This is a genomic window from Thiobacillus denitrificans (assembly GCF_001530125.1).
Taxonomy (GTDB): domain Bacteria; phylum Pseudomonadota; class Gammaproteobacteria; order Burkholderiales; family Thiobacillaceae; genus Thiobacillus; species Thiobacillus denitrificans_C.
The window spans coordinates 102,647-123,826 of the sequence record NZ_LDUG01000017.1; the positions used below are offsets into that span (position 1 = coordinate 102,647).

Annotated in this window: 21 protein-coding genes; 15 read left to right on the forward strand and 6 right to left on the reverse strand. The window is 61.7% G+C overall.

Annotation, left to right across the window (positions count from 1 at the left end; all coding sequences use genetic code 11):
* Together ABW22_RS05180 and ABW22_RS05185 are read left to right on the forward strand one after the other, a co-directional pair.
* A partial coding sequence (locus ABW22_RS05180) for a tetratricopeptide repeat protein (protein WP_162264470.1) occupies positions 1 to 1,123 on the forward strand: 1,123 nt, incomplete at its 5' end.
* Positions 1,117 to 2,571: a BatD family protein gene (locus ABW22_RS05185; RefSeq protein ID WP_059752715.1), complete on the forward strand. Its 1,455-nt coding sequence runs from the start codon at positions 1,117 to 1,119 to the stop codon at positions 2,569 to 2,571. The genes ABW22_RS05180 and ABW22_RS05185, both read left to right, overlap by 7 nt.
* A gap of 59 nt (positions 2,572 to 2,630) precedes the next feature.
* Here the strand turns inward: ABW22_RS05185 and soxB are convergent, their stop codons facing one another.
* The 6 genes from soxB to ABW22_RS05215 form a co-directional block, all read right to left on the reverse strand.
* Positions 2,631 to 4,373 carry a thiosulfohydrolase SoxB gene (soxB, locus tag ABW22_RS05190; RefSeq protein ID WP_059752718.1) on the reverse strand — a complete coding sequence of 581 codons (1,743 nt, stop codon included), beginning with the start codon at positions 4,371 to 4,373 and terminating at the stop codon, positions 2,631 to 2,633.
* 165 nt (positions 4,374 to 4,538) lie between these two features.
* Complete coding sequence (soxA, locus tag ABW22_RS05195; protein WP_059752721.1) at positions 4,539 to 5,384, reverse strand: sulfur oxidation c-type cytochrome SoxA; 846 nt, start codon at positions 5,382 to 5,384, stop codon at positions 4,539 to 4,541.
* 69 nt (positions 5,385 to 5,453) lie between these two features.
* Positions 5,454 to 5,768, reverse strand: coding sequence for a thiosulfate oxidation carrier complex protein SoxZ (soxZ, locus tag ABW22_RS05200; protein WP_059752724.1), 315 nt, complete (start codon positions 5,766 to 5,768; stop codon positions 5,454 to 5,456).
* A gap of 45 nt (positions 5,769 to 5,813) precedes the next feature.
* Entirely contained in the window at positions 5,814 to 6,281 is a 468-nt protein-coding gene (gene soxY / locus ABW22_RS05205) for a thiosulfate oxidation carrier protein SoxY (protein ID WP_059752730.1), read from the reverse strand.
* A 35-nt stretch (positions 6,282 to 6,316) separates the two neighbouring features.
* Positions 6,317 to 6,706, reverse strand: coding sequence for a sulfur oxidation c-type cytochrome SoxX (gene soxX / locus ABW22_RS05210; RefSeq protein ID WP_059752734.1), 390 nt, complete (start codon positions 6,704 to 6,706; stop codon positions 6,317 to 6,319).
* Between the two features lie 203 nt (positions 6,707 to 6,909).
* Positions 6,910 to 8,328, reverse strand: coding sequence for a M48 family metalloprotease (locus tag ABW22_RS05215; RefSeq protein WP_059752834.1), 1,419 nt, complete (start codon positions 8,326 to 8,328; stop codon positions 6,910 to 6,912).
* Positions 8,329 to 8,400: 72 nt separating this feature from the next.
* Between ABW22_RS05215 and moaC the strand changes: the two genes are divergently transcribed.
* The 13 genes from moaC (at position 8,401) to hflX (ending at position 21,177) form a co-directional block, all read left to right on the forward strand.
* On the forward strand, positions 8,401 to 8,880 hold the full coding sequence (moaC, locus tag ABW22_RS05220; RefSeq protein WP_059752737.1) for a cyclic pyranopterin monophosphate synthase MoaC: 480 nt from the start codon (positions 8,401 to 8,403) through the stop codon (positions 8,878 to 8,880).
* Between the two features lie 82 nt (positions 8,881 to 8,962).
* On the forward strand, positions 8,963 to 9,664 hold the full coding sequence (locus ABW22_RS05225) for a hypothetical protein (protein WP_059752740.1): 702 nt from the start codon (positions 8,963 to 8,965) through the stop codon (positions 9,662 to 9,664).
* Entirely contained in the window at positions 9,661 to 10,209 is a 549-nt protein-coding gene (locus ABW22_RS05230) for a TlpA family protein disulfide reductase (protein ID WP_237763235.1), read from the forward strand. Before ABW22_RS05225 ends, ABW22_RS05230 begins: the two co-directional genes overlap by 4 nt.
* Positions 10,210 to 10,437: 228 nt before the next feature.
* On the forward strand, positions 10,438 to 13,311 hold the full coding sequence (locus ABW22_RS05235; RefSeq protein ID WP_059752750.1) for a molybdopterin oxidoreductase family protein: 2,874 nt from the start codon (positions 10,438 to 10,440) through the stop codon (positions 13,309 to 13,311).
* A gap of 200 nt (positions 13,312 to 13,511) precedes the next feature.
* Positions 13,512 to 14,207: a 4Fe-4S dicluster domain-containing protein gene (locus tag ABW22_RS05240; RefSeq protein ID WP_059752755.1), complete on the forward strand. Its 696-nt coding sequence runs from the start codon at positions 13,512 to 13,514 to the stop codon at positions 14,205 to 14,207.
* 53 nt (positions 14,208 to 14,260) lie between these two features.
* Positions 14,261 to 15,199, forward strand: a complete 939-nt coding sequence (locus tag ABW22_RS05245; RefSeq protein ID WP_059752759.1) for a dimethyl sulfoxide reductase anchor subunit family protein — start codon at positions 14,261 to 14,263, stop codon at positions 15,197 to 15,199.
* A 195-nt stretch (positions 15,200 to 15,394) separates the two neighbouring features.
* Positions 15,395 to 15,724 (forward strand): rhodanese-like domain-containing protein, encoded by a 330-nt coding sequence (locus ABW22_RS05250; protein ID WP_059752763.1) that lies wholly within the window; start codon positions 15,395 to 15,397, stop codon positions 15,722 to 15,724.
* Positions 15,725 to 15,867: 143 nt separating this feature from the next.
* On the forward strand, positions 15,868 to 16,095 hold the full coding sequence (locus ABW22_RS05255; RefSeq protein ID WP_059752766.1) for a sulfurtransferase TusA family protein: 228 nt from the start codon (positions 15,868 to 15,870) through the stop codon (positions 16,093 to 16,095).
* 77 nt (positions 16,096 to 16,172) lie between these two features.
* A complete protein-coding gene (gene dsrE2, locus ABW22_RS05260; protein WP_059752769.1) occupies positions 16,173 to 16,682 on the forward strand; it encodes a sulfur carrier protein DsrE2 in 510 nt (169 codons plus the stop codon).
* A 210-nt stretch (positions 16,683 to 16,892) separates the two neighbouring features.
* Positions 16,893 to 18,236 (forward strand): OmpP1/FadL family transporter, encoded by a 1,344-nt coding sequence (locus tag ABW22_RS05265; protein WP_059752774.1) that lies wholly within the window; start codon positions 16,893 to 16,895, stop codon positions 18,234 to 18,236.
* 340 nt (positions 18,237 to 18,576) lie between these two features.
* Entirely contained in the window at positions 18,577 to 18,852 is a 276-nt protein-coding gene (locus ABW22_RS05270) for a hypothetical protein (protein WP_059752779.1), read from the forward strand.
* A gap of 38 nt (positions 18,853 to 18,890) precedes the next feature.
* The gene (locus ABW22_RS05275; protein ID WP_059752784.1) at positions 18,891 to 19,802 is read left to right on the forward strand and encodes an NYN domain-containing protein; all 912 of its coding nucleotides are present in this window, start codon (positions 18,891 to 18,893) and stop codon (positions 19,800 to 19,802) included.
* A gap of 220 nt (positions 19,803 to 20,022) precedes the next feature.
* A complete protein-coding gene (gene hflX / locus ABW22_RS05280; protein ID WP_059752788.1) occupies positions 20,023 to 21,177 on the forward strand; it encodes a GTPase HflX in 1,155 nt (384 codons plus the stop codon).
* The last annotated feature ends 3 nt before the right edge of the window (positions 21,178 to 21,180 follow it).

Genomic DNA, 21,180 nt, shown 5'->3' on the forward strand with positions numbered 1-21,180 from the left:
TGCCGAAACCGACAGCGTCGATGCGGCCGCGCAAACAGCAGTTGAAGCCCTGCGCCAGGCCGCGATGCCGCTGTTCGTGTTGGGCGTGGGCAGCGAGGCGGGCGCTTCGGTGCCGCTTCCCGACGGCGGCTTTGCCGAAACGGACGGCGTGCAGGTGACGAGCCGCATGGCGGCGAATGCCTACCGCCAGTGGGCGATCGCCAGCGGCGGGCGCTTCGCCGTGGTCAGCGACGGCGACGCCGACTGGTCGGCGCTGCATGATGGCGGCATCGCCGGCTTGCCTGGCGATCCGCTCGCGCCGGAGACGGCTGCCGCATGGCGCGAACTCTATGCCTGGTGTCTGGCACCGGCGCTGGCGCTGCTGATGGCCGTTTACCTGCCGCGGCGGGTGGTGGTGCTGGTCGCGCTGGCGGTCTGGGGTGCTGCCGTTGTGCCGACCGATGTGCTGGCCGACGAAGCCGCAGCCTGGCAGGCCTGGCAGCAGAAGCAGTACGCCCGCGCGCAAACCCTGTATGCAGAGGCTGGCGGCTATCGCGGACAGATGGGCGCGGGCGCGGCCGCCTGGAAGCTGGCGGAGTACACAGCGGCGGCGCGCCACTTCGGCGCTGCCCTGCTGCTGGCGGAAAACGACGATCAGCGCGCGGATGCGCTCTACAACCTGGGCAACGCGTACTACGGGCGCGGACAGTGGCAGGCCGCCTTCGAGGCGTTCGAAACCGTGCTGCGTGTGCGCCCTGGCGACACCCGGGCCGGCGCCAACCGCGAGCTTGCCTGGCAACGTCTGCGTCGCCAGCGCCCCGAGACGCCGATGCAGAGCGATCTTGGCGGCCGCCGTGGATTTCTGGCCGAAGGGCAGATTCAACTGGATGGTCAAACCGGCCCGACACCCGACGACCCTGAATCAGAAGCAGCCGGCGTACAGATCGACCGCGGCACGCCGGGCGCTAGCGGGGCTCATGCGCCCGGCGCGTCTGCGCCGCGTCAGGCGCTGCGGGTCGATCCCCGGCTGGCGCTGTCGGGCCTGAAAAAGCTGGATCGCCTGCAGGACCAGCCCACCACCCTGCTGCACAACCTGCTGAAGCAGGATGCCCGCCACGACGATGCGGAGCGGCCGCCATGGTGAAAACGCTTTTGCTGATGTCCCTGCTGGCAGGCGGCCTGGCAAACGCGGGGTCGCTGAGCGCGCGCCTGGACAAGACGAGCGTGGCGCTGGGCGAGCCGGTGGGCCTGACGCTGCAGGCACAGGGCCTCAGTCTCGAGGCGCTGGATGTCGGTCCGCTCGGCGCGAACTTCGATGTATTCGGGCGCACGCTGAGCCGGGGTACGGACAGCGAAATCCTGGTGCTGACGCTGTACCCGCGCGCTGTTGGTCGCGTGCAGATCCCGCCGCTGCAGGTCGAGGCGAGGCGCACCGCTGCGCTGCCGCTGGCAGTGACCGACGGCAGCGACAGCATGCCGAGGGTGACGGCGAACTGGACGCTGGAACCCGCGCAACCGCAGGTGAACCAGCCGGTTCGACTGACCTTGGCAATCTGCGACGACGGCAGTCTGCAATGGCAGCGCCCGGCCTTGCCGACGCATACCGGGCGCATCGTGCGCAGCCTCGGCGAAGACGAGGGCGAAGCCGAACGCGCGGGCGAAGCCTGCACCCTGCACCGGTATCACTGGGCGCTGCTCGCCACCCAGGGCGGCGCAGCCACGCTCACCGTGCCCATGCTCGACGCCACTCGGTTCGGCCAGCGCCTGCGTTTTCCGGGGCCGTCCCTCTCATACCAGGCCGCCGCCTTGCCGGCCTGGCTGCCGGCCCACGTGCCGCCGGTCGCCCCGGTCGTTCATGCCGAGCCGCTGCCGGCGCGCTGGCCCCTGCAGCGTCCGCTCAGCTGGCGCCTTGAAGTGGAGGGCGGCTACAGCGCGGACGGCCTCAAGGCCCTGCTCGACCTGCAGTTGCGCGAGTCGCCCGCCCTCGGCGTGTATCCGCCGCTGATCGAGCCGGTGGCGTCCGAAGACCCGAATTCGCCCTTGTCGCGTTACGCCGTCACCCTGTTCCTGCAGCCGCGTGCAAGCGGTGAAGTCACGCTGCCGACCCTGAACCTGCCTTGGTATGACCCGGCGCGCGACCGGCTAGCCAGTCAAGTGTTGCCGGGTCGTTCGATTGCGGTGTTCGATCCGCGCTTGCAACTTGCCCGACAGGTGGCGGGCGGCCTGGCGGGTGTGCTGTTGCTGGCCGCGCTGGCCTGGCAGATCCGTCGCATGGCGCGCTGGCGGATGGCGCGTCGGCGCGGCCTGCGCGCGATCCGGCAGGCACAGGGCATCGCGGAATTGGCGCAGGCGGTACGACAGTTTTCGTTCACAGGACAGCCTCCCGCGTCCAGTCTCGGTGAATGGCAGCGCCGCCTGGCGCGGGAAACCAGGGGATGCGATGTGGCAGACGCAGTCCGCCGGATGGAACAGCAGTTGTTCGGACAGGCACTGCCCACGCCGGCCGAATTGCAGCAGGCCTTATTGCGGAAACTCGCGCAAGCCCGCCCGAAACCGCGCACCCCATGGAAACGGGTGCCGGCGAGGGGTTGAGCTTGCTGCAGACGCAAAAAAAGGGGCTTGCGCCCCTTTTTTTGGTTACGAGGATACGCTCAGGACACCCCGCCTTTATAGTTGGCAATGCCCGGGTTGGATTTGCCGACCCCGATGATCTTGGGCTCGTTCAGTTTCAAGCCCTTGATCACTTTCTTGTCGCGCAGGTACGTCGCGACGACGTCCCAGATCGGTTCGCCGGTTGCTCCTTCCGCTACAGGCGCCCAGCCAGCGACCTTGTAGGTCTTGCTGGCAGCCACCGGCTTGCCCTTGATGGTCATGCTGCCGATCCGCTTGCCGATGGCCGCGTTGGGCGCAATGGTGTACTCGATGCCGCCCACGCGCACCATGTCGCCGCCCTGCTGGTAGTAGGGGTCGGCGTTGAACAGGTTGTCGGCGACATCCTCCATGATGGTCTTGATCATCTCGCCCGTCATGCTGGTCAGCGTGGTCTGCGGGTAGGTGATCGCGGTCTGGTCCATCAGGCGTTCCATCGTGATGGCGTCGCCCGGCAGCAGCGTGGTGCCCCAGCGGAAGCCGGGCGAGAAGGCAGCGTCCGCCCCCTTGACCGCCATCATCGCGTCGACCAGCAGCTGGTCCCAGGTGCCGTTGAAGTTGCCGCGGCGATACAGGAAGTCGTCCGACACGGCGAGTTTCTCGCTGAGCTTGCTCTCGTAAGGCGCGCGCACTTTCTTGATGTACGCGTCCATCGCCGGATCGGCCGGAAGCAGGTTGGAGAACACCGGCAGCAGGCGGTACTTGAAGCTGGTCACGCGCTTGCCCTTGACCTCGAAATCCATCACGCCGAGGAACTTGCCGTTGGAGCCCGCGTTGGTCACCAGGGTCATGCCTTTGGCGTTCTTGATCTTCACCGGCTGCGGCACGCCATCGTGGGTGTGGCCGCCGAAGATGGCGTCGATACCTGTGACGCGGCCGGCCATCTTGAGGTCGACGTCCATGCCGTTGTGCGACAGCACGATGACAACCTGGGCGCCCTTGGCGCGCGCCTCGTCCACCCATTTCTGCATGCTGTCGTCGCGGATGCCGAAGCTCCAGTCCGGCACCATCCAGCGCGGGTTGGCAATCGGCGTGTAGGGGAAGGCCTGGCCGATCACGGCGATCTTCACCCCGTTCTGTTCCTTGATGGTATAGGGCTTGAACACCTGGTCGCCGAAGTCGTTGGTCACGATGTTCTGCGCGACGAAATCGATGTTGGCTTTCTTGAAGTCCTTGTTGACGATCTCCATGACGCGCTTGGCGCCGAAGGTGGATTCCCAGTGCGGGGTCATGACGTCGACGCCCAGCTTGATGCAGGCGTCGACCATGTCCTGCGCATTGGTCCACAGCGAGGTGGCCGAACCCTGCCAGGTGTCGCCGCCGTCGAGCAGCAAGGCGCCAGGGCGTTGCGCGCGCATCTTGTCGACCAGGGTTTTCAGGTGAGCAAATCCCCCGACCTTGCCGTAGACCTTGGCGGCTTCGGTGAAGTCGAGGTAGGTGAAGGCGTGGGCCTCGGCGCCGCCGGGCTTGATGCCGTATTCCTTCAGCAGATGCTGGCCGACCAGGTGTGGCACCTTGCCGAGGGCAGCGCCGACGCCCAGATTGACGTTGGGCTCGCGGAACCACACCGGCAGCAGTTGCGCGTGGCAGTCGGTGAAGTGCAGGAACGAGACGTTGCCGTGGCGCGGCACGTCGTAGAAATTGGCGGGCGCGTTGCCGGCCAGAGCAGACTTGCTGTCAAGCGCCATGCCGGACGCGGCGGCGACGGCCAGCAGCTGCAGAAACTCGCGACGGTTCATATGCATGGGGCTCTCCTCGGGAATGAATGATGCGTGATGGTTTTCAATATTGTCTATTCTGGCGCATTGCCCGTAAATAGTAGCTCCGGCTCATGCATGCCGGGTTATTTGCGCGCGAACGAAAAAGAAAAAGCCCGGTCGCCCGGGCTTTTCATTCAGCTTGACTGCTTGTTACTTGCGGAACACCGAGGCTTTCAGCGGCAGGCCGTTGGACAGCGCCGAGTGGAAGTACTCCAGGTTGTTCAGCGTGGTGCTGCCCTGTGGCGCCGACACGGCGCGCACCGACTTGAAGCAGCCCATGTAGCGTTGCTGCAGCTGCACCAGGTTGTCGCCGCCGCGGAACGCCGGCCAGTGCACGGTATGGCCGACGGCCGGCGAAATCAGCTCGGAGCGCAGATGGACGCCGGCGTTCTGCACGTGACAGCTGGCGCATGCAAAGTTGAGCTGGCCCTTGCGGCTGAAGAAGGTCTTCTTGCCGTCTTCATACGCGGCCGTTGCCTTGGGGCCCTCGACCTTGACGTTCGACAACATGCCGTCGGACAGCGTGCGCATGTAGGCGGTCAGTTGGCCCAGGGTGGCCTTGTCGCCGACCTTGTAGGCTTCTTCACCGTTGGCTGTGCGGCAGTCATTGATGGCATCGATCAGCGTCACGACCTTGCCCTTGGCCTCGTCGAATATCGGATAGTTGCCGGCAATCATCTTGCCGCCGTTGGGCAGGCAGCTGGCGTAGGTCTTGCCGTTCTTGAACGGCGTTTCCCACAGCTTGCGTCCGGCCTCGACCTGCGAATCGAAAGGCGGAAATTCCATGATCGCGTCGTACTGGGCCTTGGCGTCAGGCTCAAAGGCCAGCGCGCCGTAGACGTAGTCTTCGACCTTGATGTTGGGATACTTGTCCGTGTAGTACTTGGTCAATTCCTGACGATCCTTCTCGGGCGAAGCATGGACCGTGACCGCGCCCAAGGCAATGCCCAAACCGGCCATGCCTGCCAGCAGTTTCATAATGATTTTTTGTTTCATGCCGTCCTCCAGAAACTTGATGAATAAAGCGGGAGCGGGGCTGGGTGCCCCGCTCGTGTGCTGCCTGATTTAGCCGATGGTGGCTTCGGCGCTGTTCTTGTCGCCCTTGTTGTCGAGCCAGCTGACGACGACCTTGTCGCCGGCCTTGGGACCCTTGACCTTGAAACCCAGGTAGGGGTTCTTGGACACGCCGCCGCTCATTTCGGCGGTCATCACGGGGGCGCCGTTGATGGCGGCGCTCACTTCGGTGATGAAGTGGGCGGGCACCAGCTGGCCGGTTTTGGCGTCTTTACGCAGACCGGTTTCCATCGGGTGGTTCATCAGCACTTTGACGTCGGCGAGGTCGCCTGCCATGGTGGCGCGGATACGCATGGGTTGAGCCATTTTGCTTTCCTTTCCTGAATATGAATGTGGGGGACAGGGGGCTGATTAACCGCCGCAGCCGCCGATGGTGACTTTCACTTCCTTGGCCGCCGTGTAGGACTTGCCGCCGGCATTGACCACGGCACGGACGAGCGACGTCTGGCCCATCTTGATGCGGGTGGAAATGAAGCCCTGGGCGCCGCCGGACAGGTTGAAGTTGCCAACCAGGGGCGACGCATTCTTCTCGGCGAGGATCGCGATGCTGGTGGTGCCGGCGATGCCGCTGGTCACTTCCACCGGCACCACGGCGCCGTTTTCGGCGATGTCCGGCGCCTTGATGGTGATGTCCTTGCTGTCGGCCGGGCTGGCCGCACCGATGCCTTTCATCGCGTCACCGACGTTTTTGGCCTCGAAGGCGGCCTTGTTCCAGGCGGCCATCGCCTGGGTCGGCTTCAGCAGGCCGGCGGCCACGGCCACAGCCACGACGCCTGCGCCAGCGGCGCCTTTCAATACGTTTCTACGAAGTGCGTTCATGGGCGAATCTCCTGATTGAACAATGCAACGGGTAATTACAGACCGTACACGAAGTCGGTCACTTTATCGATTTCAGCTTCCGACAGCACGCCATGCTTGCCGAACGGGATCATGCTGGAAGAAGGGTTGGCCACGGTGGCGTCCCAGATCTGGGCGCGCAGTTTGACCTTGCTGGGGTAGCGTGCGCTCATGGCGATCAGCGGCGGACCATACATGCCGGCTGAAACTGCGTCCGGCAACGTGGGCATGGCGTGGCAGGCCAGGCAGTTGCCTTTGCTGCGGTTAAACGCGATGTCCTTGCCGGTTTCTTCCTTCTTGGGGGCAGCTGCGCCAGCCGGGGTTGCCGTAGCTTGTGCCAGCACACTACCCGACAGCATGATGGCGCTGATCGCGCAGGCCGCTGCTACTTGATGCAACTTTCGCATAGTCATCCTCCTAATTTTTAACATGGTGATGAAAGCGCTTTCCGCCCGGGCGTGCCCTGCAGTGAACGCTATCCAGTGATGGATGAGCCGAAGCATAGTGGAATTTGTTTTTGCCACGCAAGGCCTAGCCCCCATTTATTGCGTTTATATCGCAGGGTAAATTCCTACCAGCCGCACCCAATATGGGCTTGCGCATACAGTGGTTAATTCTTGCGCTGTGATTTTTCGGCTTCCTGCCATTCGCGGCGCCGCGCTTCGGCCGCTGACATTTCGTGGAAGCTGCCGTCGCCTGCCTTGATGCCGAGACTGATTTGTTCGATGGCGGCGACCAGGTTGCCGCTCAATGCGGTCGCCTCCGCCTGGGCGCGATGACTGAGCAGGCGCTGGCCCAGCTGAGCATGTGTCTGGGCGGCCAGCCGCCACAGGCGACGGTCGAGCGGATACAGCGCAAGCTGACGGTCGACCCGGGCCAGCGCATCCTGGCTGCGCCCCGTAGCCAGGAGTGCCTCGACATAGCCGTACTGCAGGGGGCGGTAGCCGGGATGGGTCTCGCTGCCTGTCTGATAGCGCTGCAGGGCGAGCGCCGGGGTGCCGGCTGCCAGCGCGGCGTGGGCCGCCAGTTGCTGGATCATCGGATGCGCCGGCTTGCCTGACAGCAGCTTTTGCACCTCGGCCTCGGCCGCCTTGAACTGGCGTGCCCGTACCAGCGCGGTGACGAGGCCATAGCGCGCGGCGGTTTCGCTGCTGTAGCGTTTGTCCTTCAGCGCATTGCGCGCGGCGAGCACGGCGTCGGCCGGGCTGTTTTCCTGCGCACGAAGGCGCGCGCGCACCAGTTGGAAGTCCAGGCCGTCCGCAACCTGCTGATAGGGCGCGGTTTCGCTGCGCGACTGCATGTCGGAGATGCGGTCGGTGGTGAGCGGGTGGGTGCGCAGATAGGCTGGCGCGCTGCTGTCGTAAAACCGGTTGGCACGCTCCAGGCGGTTGAAGAATCCGCTCATGCCGCGCGGATCGAAGCCGCCGCGGGTCAGCATTTCGTAGCCCAGGCGATCGGCCTCGCGCTCGTAGTCGCGGCTGTAGTTGAGCTGGTTCTGGATGGAAAAGGCCTGGGTGGAGGCAATCGCCGCGCTTGCCACATTGGGGTTGGAGCGCGCCGCCAGCAGCGCCAGCGCCAGCGCGGCCATGGTTGGCCATTGGCTTTGGCTTTGCGAGGCGATCATGCGCGCGATGTGATTTTGGGTGACGTGGGCGATTTCGTGCCCCACCACGCTTGCCAGTTCGGATTCGCTTTGCGCGGAAAGCAGCAGGCCGGTGTGCACGCCGATGTTGCCGCCCGGCATGGCAAAGGCGTTGATGCTGGGATCGTCGACGACGAAGAAGTTGAATTCGCGCTGGTTGCGCGTGCTGACCGAGACGAGCTTGTAGCCGAGCTGGTTGAGATAGGTTTCGATTTCCGGGTCGTCCAGGTAGCGCGGGTCGGCGTAGACGTCACGCATGATGGCGCGTCCCAGCGCCTGTTCTTCCTGGTCGGAAAAATATTGCCGCGACACCTCGCCCAGATCGGGCAGGTCGGCGGCGAAAACCGGCTGAATCGCCAGCGTGAGCGCGAGCAGGGTGCGCAGCATCAGCAAGCGGGGATGAAGGAAGTCAGGTTCATTTCGATTACGATGCGGAAATTCACGACAAGGTTCCCTGGCATGAGCGAATTCACCCATTTTGATGAACGTGGCCGCGCTGTCATGGTCGACGTTGCGGACAAGGACGACACACGGCGCGTTGCCGTGGCAAGCGGCCGGATCAGCATGTTACCCGATACGCTGACGCGCATTCTCGGCGGTCAGGCGGCCAAGGGCGATGTGCTCGGCATCGCGCGCATCGCGGCGATCCAGGCGACCAAGCGCACCGCCGAACTGATCCCGTTGTGCCACCCCATTGCGCTAACGAAAGTGGCGGTGGAATTCAGTCACGACGAGGCCGAATCGTCGATCGCCTGCAGGGTGACGGCCGAAACCGTCGGCAAGACCGGGGTGGAGATGGAGGCCTTGACCGGCGTCAGTGTGGCGCTGCTGACCATCTACGATATGTGCAAGGCGGTCGATCGCGGCATGACGATGTCGGACATCCGGCTGCTGGAAAAGCAGGGTGGGCGCTCCGGCCACTGGCGCGCCCCGTTGTAAACATTCATCTGGTCAAAACATCCTCTTGTGCCATTTGCCGTGCCGCGGCACGATGGCGGCGTAAAAAATTTTAAAAAATCGTATGCGTTTTTTCAGATTTCTGTTGTTGAGCGTATGGGCATGTTCGTTCGCGGCGCGGGCCGACATGCCGGACTACCGGGCCTTTCCGGCCGAAGGCGCGCGCCTGCTGCTGTGGGTGGCATCCGAACGCGGGCGCGCCGAACCCGAATTGCAGGCCGCGCAGCAGCTGGCCGAACGCGGCATGGCGGTGTGGTCGCTCGACCCCGTCAGCGCCTATTTCCTGCCGCAGCTGCCGAGCAGCATGGACAGCGTGCCGGTGCAGGACATGGCGGACTGGCTGCGCGCCGCACAGGCCGGCGGCAAGCGGGTCGTCGTGTATGCGGTGTCGCGCGCCGCGGTGCCGCTGCTGCGCGCCGCCGCCTTGCTGCAACCGGTCGAGCGGCAACAGTTGTGCGTGCTGCTGATGTATCCGAATCTCTATACCGTGGCGGAACCGCTGACCGCGCCGGATTTTCTCGATGTGGGGCGCCTGTCCGGCTTGCCGGTGCGGGTGCTGCAGCCGCGCCGTTCGGCCGCCACGCCCTGGCTGCCTGGCCTGCTGGACCATCTGACGAAACAGGGAGCGTTGACCAGCCATGTAATTCTGGAAAACCTGCGCGAAGGCTACTGGATGCGCGAAACGCCAACCGAATTCGAGATGGCCGAGAGTCGTCGCATGGATGCCATGCTGCTGCGTGAATTGAATGACTGGGGATGTCAATGAAACGATTGCTGATGGCTTGTGCACTGGGTCTGCTGCTGAACGTCGGCGCGCAGGCTGCCGGATTCGAGGCGCGCGCCGCCACGCCGGCGCCGGAACTGAAGGCGCAGGACCTGACGGGCGCCACCAGGACCCTGGCCGACTACCGCGGCAAGGTGGTGCTGCTCAATTTCTGGGCGTCGTGGTGCCCGCCCTGCCTGCGTGAAATGCCGTCGATGGAGCGGCTGCGGGTGAAGATGAAAGGGCGGCCGCTGGCCATCGTCGCGCTCGACAGCGCCGAAACGCCAGAGGAGGTGAATGCATTTTTGTTCAAAATGAAGCTGGGTTTTCCGATCCTGCTCGATCCCGACGGCAGCAACACCCAACGCTGGAAAGTCTTTGCCCTGCCCACCACCTTTCTGCTGGATGCGCAGGGCCGCGTGCGTTACGTGCTGACCGGGCCGACCGAATGGGACGAAGACGAAGCGCTCGAGGTGATCGAATCGCTGCTGGCTGAATTGCCGGCCCGGTCGAAACAGCGTGAATCGGGGCGTTTAACCCCTCGATAAATAAGGAATATTATTAGAACGGCTTATAGGGATATCAGCCGTTTTACTTGCCAGGTGGGCGGCTTGAAGTGCAAAATAACAATATATTCGAAACCTTTAATATATAGCCGTCCCCACAGCATCCAGCGCCGATGCGCTGGCGCTGCTTCCAGCAGTCACCTAATATCCGACAGGAAAATGCAGTTCCATTGCGGAACCGCTGGGGACCATTTTGAGCTTAGAGACCGTATGAACGCCAAGATCAAACTCGAAAATCACGACGCGCAGGAAATCAAGTACACCACCTGCTACATGTGCGCGTGCCGTTGCGGCATCAAGGTGACGATGGAGGGCAACAAGGTCCGCTTTATCCAGGGCAACCGCAACCATCCCACCAACCAGGGCGTGCTGTGCGCCAAGGGATCGGCCGGGATCATGAAGCAGTATTCCACTGCCAAGCTGACCCAGCCCTTGATGCGCAAGCCCGGCACCGAACGCGGCGAAGGCATTTACGAGCCGATTTCCTGGGAACAGGCGCTCGACGTGCTGACCAACCGTCTGGAAGAGATCCGCGCGACCGACCCGTCCAAGCTGGCCTACTTCACCGGGCGCGACCAGATGCAGGCGCTGACCGGCCTGTGGGCGCAGCAGTTCGGCACCCCAAACTGGGCGGCGCACGGCGGTTTCTGCTCGGTCAACATGGCGGTGGCCGGCCTCTATTCCATCGGTTTCTCGTTCTGGGAATTCGGTGCACCAGACTGGGATTACGCCAAGTACTTCCTGATGTGGGGCGTGGCGGAAGACCACTCGTCCAACCCGATCAAGATTGGTCTGGAAAAGCTCAAGCGTAAGGGCGGCAAGTTCGTTACCATCAATCCGGTGCGCACCGGCTATTCGGCGATTGCCGACGAATGGCTGCCGATCAAGCCGGGCATGGACGGCTTGCTGGCCATGTCGATGGTGCACGTGCTGCTGAAGCACGAGCAATTCGACTACGAATTCCTGGTGCGCTACACCAACGCCTCCTGGCTGGTGGTGCAGAGCCCGGGGCAGAAGGGCGACGGCCTGTTCCTGCGGGACGAGAACGATCATCCGCTGATCTGGGACATCGACAAGGAAGCGTTCAGGAACGGCATCGACGGCGACATCGCCCCGGCGCTGTTCGGCGAATATGTGGCGCCGGACGGCCGTCGCGTCAAGACCGTGATGTCGCTGATGGTCGAACGCTATCTCGACGAACGCTATGCGCCTGAAAATGTGGCGCTGGAATGCGGCCTGCCGGCCGAAACCATCGAGCGCATCGCGCTGGAAATGGCGCACGTCGCGTTCAAGGAAACGGTCGAGCTGCCGATCGAGTGGACCGACGTGTGGGGCCGCAAGCACGACAAGGTGGTTGGCCGCCCGGTGGCGATGTACGCGATGCGCGGCATCGCTGCGCATTCCAACGGCTTCCATTCCTGCCGCGCGATCCACATGATCCAGATGCTGCTGGGCGCGCTTGATTCGCCGGGCAACTTCCGCGCTCGCGCGCCGTATCCGAAGCCGATCCCGCCGCACCAGCTGCCGGAAAACAACATCGACATCATCAACGCGCCGAACACCCCGCTGTCGCGTCCGCCGCTCGGTTTCCCGACGTGTCCGGAAGACCTGGTGATCGACGAATTCGGCAACCCGCTGCGCATCGACAAGGCCTTCTCCTGGGAGACGCCGCTGTCCTCGCACGGCCTGATGCACATGGTCATCACCAACGCGGCGAACCACGATCCCTACGCGCTCGATACGCTGATCCTGTTCATGGCCAACATGGCGTGGAACTCGTCCATGAACACGTCGAACATCCAGGACATGCTGCGCGCCAGGGATCCGGAAGAGCCCGGCCAGTACAAGATCCCGTTCCTGGTGGTGATCGACGCCTTCCATTCGGAGATGACCAACTTCGCCGACCTGATCCTGCCGGACACCACCTATCTCGAACGGCACGACTGCATTTCGCTGCTCGACCGGCCGATTTCCGAGCCGGATGCGGCGGCCGACGCCATCCGTTATCCGCTGGTCAAGCCCGAGCGTGACGTGCGGCCGTGGCAGGAAGTCATGGTCGAGCTGGCGGGGCGCCTGAAATTCCCGGCCTTCACCAAGCCGGACGGCACGCCCAAGTTCAAGGACTATCCCGACTTCATCGTCAACTACGAGCGTTCGCCGGGCGTGGGCTTCCTCGCCGGCTGGCGCGGCAAGGATGGCACCCAGTCGCTCAAGGGCGAGCCCAATCCCAGGCAGTGGGAAAAGTACATCGAGAACCAGAGTTTCTTCGCCCACCACTGGCCCGACAGCCAGAAATACATGCGCTTCGCCAACAAGGACTACCTCGACGTGGCGGCCGATGTGGGTTTCGTCGGCAAGGCCGAGCCCATCATCATGCAGTTCTATTCCGAGCCGCTGCAGAAATTCCGCCTGGCGGGGCAGGGCCTGTACGACGGTCCGCAGCCCAACAACCAGGTCGACCGCGAGCGCCTGGTGAAGTACTTCGACCCGCTGCCGATGTGGTACGAGCCGCTCGAGCAGCAGCGTGTCAACAAGGACGAATACCCCTTCTTCGCGCTGACCCAGCGCCCCATGTTCATGTACCACTCGTGGGATTCGCAGAACGTGTGGCTGCGTCAGATCATGGCGCAGAACTACATGTACATGAACGCGCGCAAGGCGGCGAAAATGGGCATCAAGGACTTCGACTGGATCTGGGTCGAGTCGCACAACGGCAAGATCCGCTGCCAGGCCAAGACCATGGAAGGCACCCAGGAAGACACCATCTGGACCTGGAACGCCATCGGCAAGCAGAAGGGTGCCTGGGGCCTGAAGGAAAACGCTTCCGAGGCGACCAAGGGCTTCCTGCTCAACCACCTGATTTCCGAGCTGCTGCCGGAAAAGGCCGGCGAACGCCGCGTCACCAACTCCGACCCGGTGACCGGCCAGGCGGCGTGGTTCGACCTGCGCGTAAAAATTTGGAAAGCCGCACCGGGTGAGACCGGCTCCTGGCCGCAGTTCGACGCGCTGAAGAAACTGCCGGGTGACGACTACGCGCGCCCCGACGTGCTGCGTTACGACGCGCGCGACCACAAAAAAAACTAAGCAGCACCCGATAAATCTGGGGAAGACAGTTGAACCACAGAGGCACGGAGACACAGAGAAAATCGTTCAATCAATGTATTGCATTGGACCCGGCTTTCACCCGATGGATGATCGGGCAGCGTGCCGCAATATCTTGTTTGTTCTCTGTGTCTCCGTGCCTCTGTGGTGAAAAACTTGGGATCAATTAAGCGAGCAAAATTATGAGACTTGGATTAGTCGTCGACCTCGACGTATGCGTGGGCTGTCATGCCTGCGCCATCGCCTGCAAGGAATGGAATGCTTCCGGCACCATCGGCCCCTTGACGGACTACCAGCCCTATGGAGCTGAGCCGTCGGGCGTGTGGTTTAACCGGATTCGCAGTTACGAAATGGACGAGTACCCGAACAACAAGACGATCAACTTCCCGATGTCGTGCATGCACTGCGAGAGTGCCGAGTGCGTCACCGTGTGCCCCACCGGCGCGTCGTACAAGCGTCCCGAAGACGGCATCGTACTGATCGATCAGGACAAATGCATGGGCTGCAACTATTGCTCGTGGGCGTGCCCGTACGGCGCGCGTGAGCTCGACCGCTCCAGTGGCACGATGAAGAAGTGCACCCTGTGCGTCGACCGCATCTACGACCAGGAACTGCCGGTCGAAGAGCGCCAGCCCGCGTGCGTGCTGGTCTGCCCAGCGCATGCCCGCATGTTTGGCGATTTCGACGACCCCGATTCGGCGGTGTCGCGCACCGTGCGCGAGCGCAGCGGCTTCTCGTTGATGCCCGAGTTGAACTACAACCCGACCAATCAGTACCTGCCGCCACGCAGCAAGCCGGTGATTCCGGTTGAGACCAAACCCAAAGGTGGCTTGAAGGAAAGTATCAAGCAGTTCGCCAACAGGCTGGTGCGCCGCTAAACCGTGCTTCCCTTACATTGCGTCGTCATTAAAAAATAGCGCCAGGAGTAGCCATGCATCCCGCTTTCTCAGTCATCTTCTTCACCGTGGCATCGGGCGCCGGCTTCGGCCTGTTCTCGCTGCTGTTTATTGCCGACTTCTTCAAGCTTGGCGGCGGTTTCAGCCAGGATCAGCTCGTCGCGGGCGGCATCATTGCGCTGGCGCTGGTCGTGTTCGGCCTGTTGGCGTCCACCTTTCACCTCGCCAATCCGAAAAACGCCTGGCGTGCCTTCAGCCGCTTCCGCACCTCGTGGCTGGCGCGCGAGGGGGTGTTTGCCGTAGTGTTCATGCCGCTGGCCCTGATCTATCTCGGCAGCATCATGTTCGAGGCGCCACAGTGGCTGCGTGTCGGCAGCGGCTTCCTGGCCGCTGTGATGGCCTGGGTCACGGTGTTCTCCACCGGCATGATCTACGCCTGTCTGAAAACCATCCGCCAGTGGAACACCCCGCTGGTGCCGGCCAACTACCTGGCGCTGGGCTACGCCAGCGGCAGTCTGCTGCTGCTGCTGGGCGCGGTTCTCGCCGGTCTCGACACCACCCCTTATATCGCGATGTCGGCGCTGATCGTCTCCATCGCCGCGGTCCTGAAAGCGATCTACTACTTCTGGATCCGCAGCCCCGGCTTGTCGCCGACCATCAACACCGCCACCGGCCTCACCCGCGCCCAAGTCAAGCTGCTCGACACCGGCCACACTCACGGCACCTTCCTCACCCAGGAATTCGGCTTCCAGATCGCGCGGCAGAGAGCCAGTTTGCTCAAGGCCGTGGTGTTCGTGCTGGGCTTTGCGTTGCCCGGCCTGATGCTGATGTGGGTCTTCAACCAGCAAGGCGGCCAAACCGCAGCCATCATCGCCGCCCTTGCCGGCCTTGGCGGCGCCGCAGTCGAACGCTGGCTGTTCTTCGCAGAGGCCCGCCATGTCGTCAACCTTTATCACGGCGCCCAGCGCTGCTAAGCAACGGCCTTTCCAAGCCGCCTGTCGTAGGAGGGCCGCCCTCGGCCCGATGCCGTGGTGATCGCGACGGCACGAAATCGCGGCGGGGCGCCGCTCCCACAGGGGTAGCGGGGGCAGAGCCCCACTCTTGGCGAGCCCCCCGCTTTGGGGTATATTAGAAAACACTAATTTCTCCATTGCAGGAGTGTGACCTTTATGTTTGGACTGTCAGGTTTCAAGGAAGTCGATCCCAGCTACGTTGCGGAAATCGCCTCCAAAGGCGCACATCTGATCGATGTGCGCACCGAGGCCGAAGTCGCACAAGGCGTGATCGATGGCGCCATCCACATCCCGCTGCACTTGTTGCCGCTGCGTGCGGCCGATATTCCCCAGGACAAACCCGTGGTGATCTATTGCCGCTCAGGCGCGCGCTCGGCTCAGGCCTGCGCGTTCATGGCCTCCAAAGGTTTCGACAACATGCATAACCTGGCTGGCGGCATCATGGCCTGGGCGCGTTCAGGCAACGCGCTTAGCCTGCTACGTTAAATCCCAAGGCAAGGCACTCAAGTCCCCCCAGATTTGCCCCGTTGTGCAGCAAATTCGGTTGCAATGGGGGAACTTCTGGTTTACTGTACCGCAGCGATTTTTAGTACATACTGATTTAATTGATTTAGTGTAAGGAGAACCCAATGAATTTCGATAAAGAACTTGATGCACGTGGTCTGAACTGCCCCCTACCCATCCTGCGTGCCAAGAAAGCCCTGGGAGAAGTTACCAGCGGCCAAGTGCTGAAAATCCTGTCCACCGACCCGGGTTCGGTCAAGGATTTCGCCGCTTTCGCCAAGCAGACCGGCAATGAACTGTTGTCCACGGCCGAAGCGGGTGGCGAATTCACCTTCTTCATGAAGAAAAAGTAAGCAAGAAATTAAAATCAGCGCCGTCTGTTCCTTCGAACACGCGGCGCTGTTTTTTTGACCGGGTAAAGGAGAGATACATGGATACTAAAAAAATGGCCATCATCGCCACCAAGGGCACGCTGGATTGGGCTTACCCCCCGTTCATCCTGGCCTCCACGGCGGCCGCGCTGGGTTATGAAACCCAGATTTTCTTCACTTTCTATGGCCTCCAGCTCCTCCGCAAGGATCTGTCTGTCCTCAAGGTCAGCCCCCTGGGCAACCCCGGCATGCCGATGAAGATGCCGTTCGGCCCCAAGTGGTTCAAGAGCATCAACTGGAACATGCCCAACGCCATCCAGGCCATCATCCCCGGTTATGAAAACGTGGCAACGGCCCTGATGAAGCAGACCATCGCCAACAACGGCGTGGCTAGCATCCCCGAACTGCGCGAGCTGTGCCAGGAAGCCGAAGTCAAATTCATTGCCTGCCAAATGACGGTTGAGCTGTTCGGCTTTGCGCATTCCGACTTCATCGATGGCCTCGAATACGGCGGCGCCGCCACCTTCTTCGAATTTGCTGGCGAGACCGACGTCTGCCTGTTTATCTAAGAAGCCGCATCCGAACGACCGATGACCGCCTGATGAAAATGAGCCGAATTTATTCGGCTCATTTTTTTATGTGTCTTTTGTACCACACGCGACTGGATTGTTTGGAGCAGATGAGCTGACTGGCTTGTCTAAACCCTAGTGCCGGCGTAGCCTTCGGGTCAGGTCATTCAAGCAGTTTATCTGTAGTACTTTTGCCCCTGGGAGACAACAATGAAGTTCACACGTGTATTCGCATTCATGGCACTGGCTGGTCTGGCTGGCAGCGCTTTCGCTACTAATGGTTATTTCGCGCATGGCAATGGCATGAAAGCCAAGGGCATGGCCGGCGCCTCCACCGCCAGCTCGGACGACGCTTTCGGCGGCGCCAACAACCCCGCTTCCATGGCGTTTGCGGGCAACCGGCTGGATCTGGGTGTGGATTTGTTTAGCCCGATTCGTGAGGCCAGCCGAACTGGTAGCGCTGGGACTTTTGGCCCGGAGCCGGGCCGCGATTTCTCTTCGAAGAGCGATTCCAACTATTTCCTGATCCCGGAGTTCGGGTACAACAAGATGGTCAACCCCAACCTGGCGCTGGGTGTCACGGTGTACGGCAATGGCGGGATGAACACGAATTATTCGGGTAATGCAATTAATTCTGGTGTGACTGGGTTTTGCGATGCAGATGGAAGTGGTACCCCAACACCTGCTGATATTGGTTTGTTTAACGGGCTTTGCGGCAAGGGTAGACTGGGCGTTGACCTGATGCAGTTGATCGTCGCGCCGACAGCCGCGTTTAAAGTTGCGCCTAACCATTCGATTGGTATTTCGCCGCTGTTGGGTTATCAGCGTTTCAAGGCAGAAGGTTTGCAAGCTTTTGGCGTCATGAATGGAGCAGGCGGAAACCTGGGCTATGACGATGCCTTCGGCTATGGCGTGCGGGTCGGATACATGGGCAAGATCACCCCGACCGTGTCCATTGGGGCGGCATATGCTTCCCAGATGAAATTCGACGAGTTCGGCAAGTATGCTGGTCTGTTTGCCGAGCAGGGCGGGTTTGATATTCCCGAGAACTACAACCTCGGTGTGGCCTGGCAGGCGACCCCGGTGGTCAAGCTGGCGCTGGATTATCAGCGCATCAACTACAGCAAGATCAATTCGGTCGGCAACCCTGTGGCGTCGCCTGGTAGCTTGGGTGCTAACAATGGCCCGGGCTTTGGCTGGGATGACATGGATGTCTGGAAACTCGGGATGGAGTACAAGTACACTCCGAAACTGACGCTACGGGCCGGTTATAGCCATACCGACAGCCCGATCAAGGGCACGAATGCGGCAGGTTGCGGGGCCGGATCAGAAAACTGCGCCGAAGTGATGCTCAACATCCTGGCGCCAGCTGTGATCGAGGATCATGTCACGCTGGGATTCACCTACACGCTGGCGTCCGGCAATGAAGTGACGATGGCTTACATGCACGCATTCAAAAACGATGTCTCTGGCTATAACCCGAATTTTGGTGGCACGGACAAGATCGAGATGTACCAAAATTCGCTGGGTATCCAGTACAGCTGGAAGATGTAATTTTCAGCAGCACTTAGGCTGATTATGAGCCGGGGTCTGATGACCCCGGTTTTTTTGTGCGCTTGAGAATGAATTTTGACAACAAAAAAGCGCGGCTTCAACCGCGCTTTTTTGTTGTCTTGCGCAAGCAAAAGAAGGGGCCTGGATAAGTAGCGCTTGTTCGGCGGATTCACACTTCAACCCCCACCCCCTGTTAGGTCGTTGATGGGGCAGGGCGACGAAATAAGCGTAACGCGGCTGCATCGCTTATGCTGTCATCTGTTCTGCGTAAGGCAGAGGGCGTGGCTTCAATAGCACAGGCCATTGACATCGTATTTACTAAGCAATCCAGGGAAAACCCATGAAGAAATCCGATCTCGACAGAAACGAAGGCCTGAAAATCACGGGCCAGATGAAACAAGCCGGCACGCCGGATCGCTTTGGCAATGCGGCCGGGGCGGTCGCGTCGCGCCGCGAACAGCGCAAACTCGAGCAGGCGCAGGGCCTGGTCGCGTTTGCCGTCAAGCTCGATGGCGAGTTGGTGAAACAGATTCATGCCCTCGCAGAAGCGAGCCAGATGGGCATCAATGAAACCGTTGCCGCCTTGCTGACCAAAGGTTTGGCCGACAAAACCTGATCATCGAGAACAAGACCGATTACCCATGGGAAAGAACGATGACCACACCGGATAACCGCAACATTGCCGTGTTTTGTGACTTTGAAAACGTGGCCATTGGCATTAAAGAGGCCAACTACCCCGATTTCAAGATTCGCCCCATTCTTGAACGGCTGCTGCTCAAGGGCAGCATTGTGGTGAAGAAGGCTTACTGCGACTGGGACCGCTACAAGGAATTCAAGCGGGACATGCATGAGGCGGCGTTTGAGCTGATCGAGATTCCGCATGTGCGGCAGTCGGGCAAGAATTCTGCGGATATCCGCATGGTGGTGGATGCGCTCGACCTTTGCTACACCAAGACGCATATCGATGCCTTTGTGATCATCAGCGGGGATTCCGACTTTTCGCCGCTGGTCTCCAAGCTCAAGGAAAACGGCAAGAGCGTGATCGGAATCGGCGTGCGTGGCTCGGCGTCGTCGCTGTTGATCGGAAACTGCGACGAGTTCATTTTTTATGAAGACCTGGTGCAGATCAAGGCGCCGCCCAAAGCACCCGCTAAAAAGCCGGCGACGCCTGCCCAGCCCCTAATAGAGGCAGTTGGTGGCGCGCCCAAGGCGGCGAGCCCGACCCGGCGGCGAGCCCGTCCGGCGGCGGAAAAAACGGCGGCAGCCGACGAGGGCCGGGCCGCGGTCAAGGCCGAGCCGAGCGCTGAAGAGAAGAAGGGCCAGGCGATTGAAATCGTGGTGAGCACGGTGGAGCAACTGGTGGCGGAGCGGGGCGGCGAAGGTTCCATTTCGGCGTCCCTGATCAAGAACACGATCAAGCGTATTCGCCCGGGTTTCAGCGAGTCTGAATATGGCTACAGCGCGTTTGGCAAGATTCTGGACGACGCGCAAAAAAAAGGCGCCCTGGCGGTGGAAAGAAAAGAGGGCGGCGCCGTCATTGTCAGCCTGCCGCCTGCCGGGATCTGAAGCATGTTGCGGCCGCAACCGGCGCAATCTTGAACTAGAATGGGGTGCAGGCTGAATCCCCGGCCGCACCTTTCCTGGACACTGCTTGAATACCCGATTCCCGTATGAACCATGTCGCGCCCCGCATGGTGTGCGTGTGAGCTACGCCAATTGTGACAGGGGCCGCGACGTGCATGCCCGATCATGACGCACCTGCGGCCGGCTGCGTGGAGAATCGCAGTTGATTGAGCGGCACGCGGGCGGGGAACGCGTCATCCTGGTGGCACTCGATTTCGGGACGCCGGATTTTGCCGAAAGCGTGGCCGAGTTGCGCCTGCTGGCAACGGGGGCGGGGCTCGATATCCAGGGGGAAGTTCAGGGCAAGCGCAGCCGTCCGGACGCCGCACTGTTTGTGGGGAGCGGCAAGGCCGATGAAATCGCGGCGCTGGTGGCGGCCACCGAAGCCGATGTCGTCATTTTCAATCATGAGTTGTCGCCCGCGCAGGAACGCAATCTTGAGCGTCGCCTGCACTGCCGGGTGATCGACCGCGTCAGCCTGATCCTGGATATCTTTGCCCGCCGTGCCAGCAGTGCGGAAGGCAAGTTGCAGGTCGAACTGGCCCAGTTGCAGCATTTGTCTACGCGTCTGGTGCGCGGCTGGACCCACCTCGAGCGTCAGCGCGGCGGTGTCGGCATGCGCGGCCCTGGCGAGAAACAGCTGGAAACCGACCGCCGCCTGATCGGCACGCGGGTCAAGGCACTGCGCGAGCGGCTCGCCAAGCTGGGCAAGCAGCGCCGCACCCAGCGGCGTTCGCGTGCGCGCCAGAACGTACTGTCAGTTGCGCTGGTGGGCTACACCAATGCGGGCAAGTCCACCCTGTTCAATGCGCTGACGCGCGCCGATGCCTACGCGGCCGACCAGCTGTTCGCCACGCTCGACACCACCACGCGCAAGATCTATTTACCTCAGGTGGGCGAAGTGGTGCTGTCGGATACGGTCGGCTTCATCACCCGGCTGCCGCACGATCTGGTGGCGGCCTTCCGCGCTACGCTGGAGGCCACGGCCGAAGCCGATTTGCTGCTGCATGTGATCGATTCGTCCAGCCCCGGACGCGAGCGCCAGATCGAGGCGGTCGAAAAGGTACTGCATGAAATCGGTGCAGATGCCGTACCGCAACTTCGCGTCTACAACAAGCTCGATCTGACGGGCGTGGCGCCGGGAGTGGGGCGCGGCGAATATGGTAAACTTCAAAGCGTGTATGTGTCCGCGCAAACTGGCGCGGGACTTGAACTTTTACGCGAGGCGCTGTCAGAAATTCTTGGCGCCGGCCGTGTTCGGCTTGAAGCCGGCGTGCCAGACGACACCTCTCCTCCAACTGAAGTTATCTCTGAATAAATC

What these genes read in the sequence shown, in the direction of transcription:
- ABW22_RS05250 (WP_059752763.1), top strand. Translation starts at nt 15,395, where the DNA reads ATGTTTGGACTGTCAGGTTTCAAGGAAGTCGATCCCAGCTACGTTGCG.
- ABW22_RS05265 (WP_059752774.1), top strand. Translation starts at nt 16,893, where the DNA reads ATGAAGTTCACACGTGTATTCGCATTCATGGCACTGGCTGGTCTGGCT.
- soxA (WP_059752721.1), bottom strand. Translation starts at nt 5,384, where the DNA reads ATGAAACAAAAAATCATTATGAAACTGCTGGCAGGCATGGCCGGTTTG.
- soxB (WP_059752718.1), bottom strand. Translation starts at nt 4,373, where the DNA reads ATGCATATGAACCGTCGCGAGTTTCTGCAGCTGCTGGCCGTCGCCGCC.
- ABW22_RS05215 (WP_059752834.1), bottom strand. Translation starts at nt 8,328, where the DNA reads ATGCTGCGCACCCTGCTCGCGCTCACGCTGGCGATTCAGCCGGTTTTC.
- soxY (WP_059752730.1), bottom strand. Translation starts at nt 6,281, where the DNA reads ATGAACGCACTTCGTAGAAACGTATTGAAAGGCGCCGCTGGCGCAGGC.
- ABW22_RS05275 (WP_059752784.1), top strand. Translation starts at nt 18,891, where the DNA reads ATGACCACACCGGATAACCGCAACATTGCCGTGTTTTGTGACTTTGAA.
- dsrE2 (WP_059752769.1), top strand. Translation starts at nt 16,173, where the DNA reads ATGGATACTAAAAAAATGGCCATCATCGCCACCAAGGGCACGCTGGAT.
- ABW22_RS05185 (WP_059752715.1), top strand. Translation starts at nt 1,117, where the DNA reads ATGGTGAAAACGCTTTTGCTGATGTCCCTGCTGGCAGGCGGCCTGGCA.
- soxZ (WP_059752724.1), bottom strand. Translation starts at nt 5,768, where the DNA reads ATGGCTCAACCCATGCGTATCCGCGCCACCATGGCAGGCGACCTCGCC.
- soxX (WP_059752734.1), bottom strand. Translation starts at nt 6,706, where the DNA reads ATGCGAAAGTTGCATCAAGTAGCAGCGGCCTGCGCGATCAGCGCCATC.
- ABW22_RS05235 (WP_059752750.1), top strand. Translation starts at nt 10,438, where the DNA reads ATGAACGCCAAGATCAAACTCGAAAATCACGACGCGCAGGAAATCAAG.
- ABW22_RS05230 (WP_237763235.1), top strand. Translation starts at nt 9,661, where the DNA reads ATGAAACGATTGCTGATGGCTTGTGCACTGGGTCTGCTGCTGAACGTC.
- moaC (WP_059752737.1), top strand. Translation starts at nt 8,401, where the DNA reads ATGAGCGAATTCACCCATTTTGATGAACGTGGCCGCGCTGTCATGGTC.
- ABW22_RS05245 (WP_059752759.1), top strand. Translation starts at nt 14,261, where the DNA reads ATGCATCCCGCTTTCTCAGTCATCTTCTTCACCGTGGCATCGGGCGCC.
- ABW22_RS05255 (WP_059752766.1), top strand. Translation starts at nt 15,868, where the DNA reads ATGAATTTCGATAAAGAACTTGATGCACGTGGTCTGAACTGCCCCCTA.
- ABW22_RS05240 (WP_059752755.1), top strand. Translation starts at nt 13,512, where the DNA reads ATGAGACTTGGATTAGTCGTCGACCTCGACGTATGCGTGGGCTGTCAT.
- ABW22_RS05225 (WP_059752740.1), top strand. Translation starts at nt 8,963, where the DNA reads ATGCGTTTTTTCAGATTTCTGTTGTTGAGCGTATGGGCATGTTCGTTC.
- ABW22_RS05270 (WP_059752779.1), top strand. Translation starts at nt 18,577, where the DNA reads ATGAAGAAATCCGATCTCGACAGAAACGAAGGCCTGAAAATCACGGGC.